Here is a 6410-nt window from a genome sequence, read left to right as displayed (position 1 = left end):
CGCAGATGTCTGGCATGATTGCTCGGGTTCTTCGGTGTGCTCCAGATGCTTGTTCTGCAAAACTCCCCGCATCGGCATTCCTTATCGTTGTAGGGACAATACATTTGGCCCCATGCATGGGAGCCACCTTCCACAATACGCCAGCCTTTGCTCCGAGCATATTCAAGAGCGGCAGCAATTTCCTTTTTCGGGTGGGACATTGTGACGCTCTGTTGGGCTGCGTGGTGACGATAGGCGAAAGCGCGTAGGTTGTCAAGTGACAACTGTGGGCTTGGGGGCCAATCATTGGCGCACAAGAAATGCAGAAGCGAGAAATGCTTGCGATGACTGAACAAAAACCTCCTCATGTAGGGGAGCTTGTACCTATCTTGCCAGTGACGCCTCCTATCAGTTACCTGCCGTTCGGGGCGCGGCTTACTCTCGGCCTTCAGTAACGGCTGATGGCCGATGGTCAGCGAAACAAAAGGGGTCAGAGTAATTTGCAATTTGAAATCACGCTGACTCCTTTTGGCCTTCGGTACGCCCGCATCGTGGTAAGCGTGCAGCGCACCCACCTCTCCGCGTGCAGCTCAGGCAGGCAGTTTGATAGGCAACAACTCGTCGATGGGGCGGTTCGGCCAAGAGAGGAGTTTTTCCAGGGTGTCGGTGAGCCAGGCCATGGGCTCGATGCCGTTCAGGCAAGCGGTTTGCAGTAAGGACTGAATCACCGCCGCGCGTTTGCCGGCGGCTTCGGAACCCGCGAAGAGCCAGTCCTTTTTCCCCAGGCAAATTGGCCGGATCGCGTTCTCGACGGGGTTGTTGTCGATTGGGTAGACACCGTTTCCCGCATAGCGGGCCCGTTGCATCGGTCAACTCGGTGGCGCGTGCGTGAACGTCGGTGAAGAGTGCGTATCAGGCGTGGCGTTCGCCAACCTGTTCCTTCAGCGTCGCCGTCAGTTGCTCGATCATCGGCCAGCAGAAGATCGGCCTCTTCTCGACCCCGAAACCTGACCCGGAAACCTGAAAGCAGTCGGCGGCCTGGAGCTGCATGGTCCTGTTCGGACGATCAATCTGCGGTGTCAGCATGAACAACCTGAACTTGTTCACGTCCCTGCCGCTGATGGCTAGTTCATCCGTACGCCAATAGCGATCGATGAACGCCCCAAACAGGGTTCCATCGTCACAGGGGGCCAAGTCCAGCAACCCGGTCAGGAGATCCTCGTTGGCCCAGAACTCCAGACCCGGCGGGATGCACTCGCACCACATCCACGAGGGGGAGCGCTTTTCCAGCCACGCCTTCCTGACCGAGGCATGCGTGGCACAGGCGATGCGGTTCGCACCGTAGACCCACAGGTAGCCTTGGTCCACGCCGATCCCTCTGAAATTTCGCCACGGTGCCTGGATGAACTGTTCTTCCTGTGTCTGCTCTTCCGTCCAGCAGAGTCCGGTCTTGTCGAGGGCATCGCTGCGCGGGTTCCGGTACCGGACAAGAATGTCCATCGCTCCCGAACCCGTAGCCTGGCACCCGGCGTAGTACACCGCGCTGATTCCATTGAAGACACTTGGGTTGTTACCTTGATTCTCATCAGGGTCATCCGGGAACACTTTCGGCTGCTCCACGTAGCGAATCGACCCCAGTGTGCGGCCGTCCGCGATCGGGGCAGACCAGGCAAAGGCGGGTGCTTCGCCTTCTTTCAGTAGGTAGCCGCGGTATTCGCCCCCGTTCGCCGTCAGCATGTAAACCCCCCCGGGGAAATGCCTGGCGGCAGGAACGGCGTAGATGTCGTAGCACCCCTCGAGCGTGAGGCGGTGATGGTCGCTCGACAGCTGGCCCCAACCAGACCCGCCCGGCCACTTGCCTCTCAGCGCATAAGTCCGATGGTTCGGTCTGAACGGATGGTCCTTGTCGTACTTGTCCCGCCCGCCGCCGTTGAACCCACCCCAGACAGAGCCACCGTTTGCCGGCTCCAACGCCAAGAGCGTCATGTCCGGATGGATGACACCCCTTTGCCCTTCGTTCAACGTCACCGACAGGGCCCGAGTTTCCCCGCTGAGGTTGCGCCAATCGACATCCGAAGCGACAACCGAGTCGGTTGTGTAGACGCATCCACTTTCGATGTAGGTATAGCTGTAGCTGCCGCCAAGGTGCCAGAACGTCCCGCGCTTTCGCGCTACGTGCGTGGCCTGCTGCATGCGGTCCAGACACATCTCCAATCGAGATGGAAGGTAGACAAGCATGGCACCTGGCTTGACGTCCTCTTTGATCGATGGGTGAGCGACGGACAGGATGACGGCACGCAACAACTGGTTGAACACCTGGCAGGTTTTGTCGAGACATTCACCCCACTGTGGCAACGCCTGCTTGTCCTTCTGCAACAGCCATTGCCAGGTGTCGTCGATCGCCTTGATTTGCGGGCCACCGTCGAGATCGAGTGGTGTCCAGGCGGACGGGCCGTGATGTTCGAGGGTATCCGTAAAGATCCAAATTTGATCGGCGGCGGTACCCAGTTCACGCAAGAGTTGCTCGGCAAGGAATTTGTCGAGAACTTGCGTGATCTCGTCCTTCAGGTTCGGGCCCTTCGGCAGGAATTCGCCAAGGATCATCGAGATCATGCCGCTCAGCGCCGACACGAGAGGGCCGACCGGGCCCAGCATCGGCCCCGCGAGGGTCATGACACTCGAGAAAATATCCAGCGACGCGATGCTGATCGCGTAGGGGTCGCCGCTCTTTGCCGCCTTGATGGCGCCGATCACGCCCTTCGTCATCCCGGGCAGACCCTTGGCGAGGGCGTCCGAGTATTCCTTGAACAGCTTCTGATCTTTTTCGTTGCCCCTCTGCAGAGTCGTCAACTGCTCGATGATCTGCTCGTTCTGGCCATGCTGCAAAGCGTGCTGCTCTTCCAGCACTTTCAGTTGAACCGCAATATCTTCAAGTATCGGCATGTTGAGCTCTAAGGGATGTGAATGGGGAGCGGGCTCGCGGCACGCCGCAAAGGCGAAGTCCGAACCTTGCCATATTTGGTGTCGCCATTGGTCGCCAAGGCCAGGCGCGGAACATCTTGCTGCGCAAACGACGCGGCTGCGCCCAGTCAGATTTGAGACCTGACCCCTGAGCCGATCCAATGGCCGCCGGCAAGTTACGACTGCGCTGCTGCTCTGCCAACAGAGCGACAGCGGTACGGCAATCCTTGAAGCTCGCGCATGGCCCGGCAGTCTAGCAGCGCTGCCCGATATCTTTAAGCCAATTTTCCTGTGCGCCGTGCCAAGGCGTTGTTTTCCAGCGGGTGCGAATCCCGCCCGGCAACTTTCGCTCCGGCCGGTAGCGACTGGAGCCGTCGCCCAAAGGTATCGACGACCGTTTCTGCGCAGCGATCTGCGTGTCTTCGGTCAACCGGGTGCCGCCGGCGGAACTTCCCTTGCTCGAACGAATTGACGAGGCGATCGAAGCGACTGTGCAGGTCCTTCGACGCCAGCGCGTCGATCCGGTTGGCAGCCCCCGGGCCCGTGATCACCCCGGCCGCTGGAAGAACGTCACCTGGCGGAGGTTCCGAGCCTTGAAGGAGCAATAATGCTCGTGGCTCGAATTCCGCCATAACGAGAAGTTCACAGCAGCGAGTCGGCGTGATTTCCCGCCGGCCCTATGGCCGGTAAATTGCCTCACCCAGCCCTTGCTTCATGGCGCTCCAGCGTACGTCACAGCCTTGGCAGCCGATCGGCAAGAGCGGCTAGCCTTTCGGCGTGTAAATGATTTTCCAAGAGGCTTTCCCAGCGTTTCCGTAGCTCTCCAAGCTCACTTGGTAGCGCCAAGGCGTACGGTCCCCTGGGTTCCCGTTTAGGTAACCTTGACTCCTGAAATTAAAACATCCTGGGGCAGAATTATAGGTTTCGGCCGTCCAGTGGGCGTTTGCAACGTCGTCGCCCATCGCGATGTAAGGCTGCGGGTTCGGGTGCCAATCGAAACTTTCCATACGCGTCACCAAGTAAACACCGCTGCCGGAAATGGAATCGCTTAATTGTCCTTCTGGCGAGGGCTGCTCGAACATCCAAATACCTGTGGGAAATCCTTCATGTATCTGAGGTCGCGCGAGCCAAAATGTCCCTCGTTTCTTACTATCGTTCGACATATAGGCTGATCCGTTGTTGGCACCCCCGTCCAGGAACTTATAACTGCCCGCTCCCTGGGAAACCATTTGGCAAAGCCCGCTCTTTAGATCCATTGTTCTTGTCTCCCAGTTTTCATATTAAGGATGGCCATTGCAAGCTGTGCCGCAGCCGCGCAGACGGGAGGTTAGCATGACCCGATGATCTGCGTTGAAACTGCACCAACGATGAGGGCACGCCCCTCGGCGGCGGCTTTCAGGAGCGGACTCCAAGCCACCCCAAGCCGCTGCGGTCAAGCGCTGTCGGTGGTGAATGCGGTGGTCAAGGCGTCGAGACCGATCAGGCCGCCGAAGCGATGATCGGGAACCCCGGTGCGCCATTTCAACAGCTCGGCGGCGGTGTTCAACGAGGGGCCGATGACCAGGGTGGCGGCCGATTCGCCCATGCGCTCGATTTCCGCCCGCGGCGTGCCACCAATGGTCAGCGGCGAGAACTCTGCGTCGATCAGGTGACCGTCGAGCGCATCGCCGATGTCCGGAACCACCACCGGGCGCAGGCCGAAGGCTTCGATCCACTCCTTGATGGCCTCGATGTCGCCCGCCGTGAGCATCGCCGAGGCGAGCACATTGACCTGCCGCGGGCGTTGCCCGACCTTGCGACTTTCCGGGACCAGTGTTTCGATCGGCGATGCGCGTCGAACAGTGGCGCGACGTGCCAGAACTCGCCGGCGATGTTGGATTCCGCGATCAGCTTGACGTCATGGGTGGTCAAGCCGTCGGCACGCACTGCGGCGGGCTCGGGTTCGCGAGTGCCGATCACGTACTTGAGCATCGCTTCACCGGCCAGGCGGTTGCCGAGGTTCTTGGTGCCGTAGAAGCCGGCGGCATCGTCCGGCACGACGGGTGTTCCCCAGCGCTCGCCGGCGGCCTTGCAGACCGCTTCGACGTCGTCGCCGATCAGCGCCGGAAGGCAGGTGTTGTAAACGAACACGGCGGCCGGCGCATAGCCGTCGATGGCCTGCTTGATGGCGTGCAACAGCCGCTTTTCACCACGCCCCATGACGACGTCGGTTTCCGACAGATCGGTCGTCATGCCGATGCGGTAGAGCTTGACGCCGGAGGAGCGGGCGCCGCGGTTGTCCCAGGACGATCCGGCGCAGGCAATCGGCCCGTGCACGATGTGGGCGACATCGGCGATCGGCAGCAGCGTGATCTGGGCGCCGTCGAAGGAACAGCCGCCGGCCGTGGCGCCAGGCTTGGGCCGGGCGCATCCGGATTTTTCCTTCTCGTTGTGGCTACAGGCCGGCTCGTCGAGCAGTGCCTGGATCTCGCTGGCTTTCATACGGTTCTCCAGGGTTCCAGTCACTACCGAGCAAGATGGATGCCAAGTCCATGGCGATGAATTTGCTGGGGTTTTTCCTCTCTCGAGGTGTCGCAAAGTCGACAATGTCGCCCACTGACGAGATCATTGGCGTGACCGTCGGCGAGCCCGCTGCCGATCTTGCGCCGCCGCGACGACCTGACGCGAACGCATTACCTCGAAGAAGCCGGGCGGCCGCGCGTCACCTCATCTGGAGGTCACCGCTGTCTACAGCAGCAGGCGCGCAACCCGGTGAACTGGTTTTCCCGGGGCGATGAGTGTTTGCCGGAGCGTCGCGGCGTGGCCGGCCAGTGCGATATCGGGTCGAGGGGTCGCGGGGGTCGAGCGGTCGAGAATTGCCCGGGACGGGAGGGTCCTGAGTGGGGGGCACGGGCGGACCAGACGGCAACAACCACCGGCTGGTTCGCCAGGGTGAGCGGTCAGTAGCCGGTGTAGGTCTCGATGGACGGGAACAGCGCGGCGTAGCGGCTGATCCACTCCCAGGCCGCGCTGTCGCCATCGAGTACCCGTCCTTCGACGCGCAGCACTTCCTGTCGATAGCGCTCGATATGCTGGACCTGCTCAACCATGCGTGTGGCAAATGCGCGATCGGTTTCCATGAGACGGCTCCCTTCTTGAGTGGGTGCAAGTCCACTCAGCAAGAAGCACGCCAATTCTGGTAAATTCCATGAAAACAGTTGCTTAAGATGCGCGGCCGACAAAGAGCAGGTAGGCCTGTAAGAAATATCGACACCAAGTGGTCACCGCGCGGCAGTTCTTGCCGGAGCGGCGTCGCTGACCACGGCCTGGCGCGCCGGGTTCCCGGCATGGGTCTGCCGCCCTATCCACGAGTAGGGGACGAGTGACCCCCGTCCCTGCCCGCATGCCTCACAACACCTTGACCTGCACCTTGCGTGGTTGCGCGTGCTCGGCTTTCGGGATCGACAGCTTGAGCACACCTTGACTGAACT

The 6410-nt window shown here is 60.7% G+C and carries 5 protein-coding genes and 2 pseudogenes; all 7 read right to left on the bottom strand.

The window, feature by feature from the left end; all coding sequences use genetic code 11:
* Nucleotides 1-200, bottom strand: a 200-nt coding sequence (locus tag RUW20_RS14300; RefSeq protein WP_313952902.1) for a hypothetical protein, incomplete at its 3' end; no start/stop codon positions are given.
* Nucleotides 201-569: 369 nt separating this feature from the next.
* A pseudogene (locus RUW20_RS14295) lies at nt 570-836 on the bottom strand (transposase domain-containing protein); the annotation flags it as partial.
* A gap of 55 nt (nt 837-891) precedes the next feature.
* Entirely contained in the window at nt 892-2922 is a 2031-nt protein-coding gene (locus RUW20_RS14290; RefSeq protein ID WP_313952901.1) for a hypothetical protein, read from the bottom strand.
* A gap of 782 nt (nt 2923-3704) precedes the next feature.
* Complete coding sequence (locus RUW20_RS14285; RefSeq protein ID WP_313952900.1) at nt 3705-4196, bottom strand: hypothetical protein; 492 nt, start codon at nt 4194-4196, stop codon at nt 3705-3707.
* A gap of 176 nt (nt 4197-4372) precedes the next feature.
* Nucleotides 4373-4705, bottom strand: a complete 333-nt coding sequence (locus tag RUW20_RS14280; RefSeq protein ID WP_409559371.1) for a nitrogenase component 1 — start codon at nt 4703-4705, stop codon at nt 4373-4375.
* A gap of 68 nt (nt 4706-4773) precedes the next feature.
* Nucleotides 4774-5421 (bottom strand): annotated as a pseudogene (locus RUW20_RS14275) (nitrogenase component 1); the annotation flags it as partial.
* A 458-nt stretch (nt 5422-5879) separates the two neighbouring features.
* The gene (locus tag RUW20_RS14270; RefSeq protein WP_313952899.1) at nt 5880-6059 is read right to left on the bottom strand and encodes a hypothetical protein; all 180 of its coding nucleotides are present in this window, start codon (nt 6057-6059) and stop codon (nt 5880-5882) included.
* Nucleotides 6060-6410: the final 351 nt, after the last annotated feature.

This window comes from Accumulibacter sp., assembly GCF_032229525.1.
Classification (GTDB): Bacteria; Pseudomonadota; Gammaproteobacteria; order Burkholderiales; family Rhodocyclaceae; genus Accumulibacter.
The sequence above is the reverse complement of the archived record's forward strand: the minus strand, read 5'-3'. Positions and strand labels throughout refer to the sequence as shown.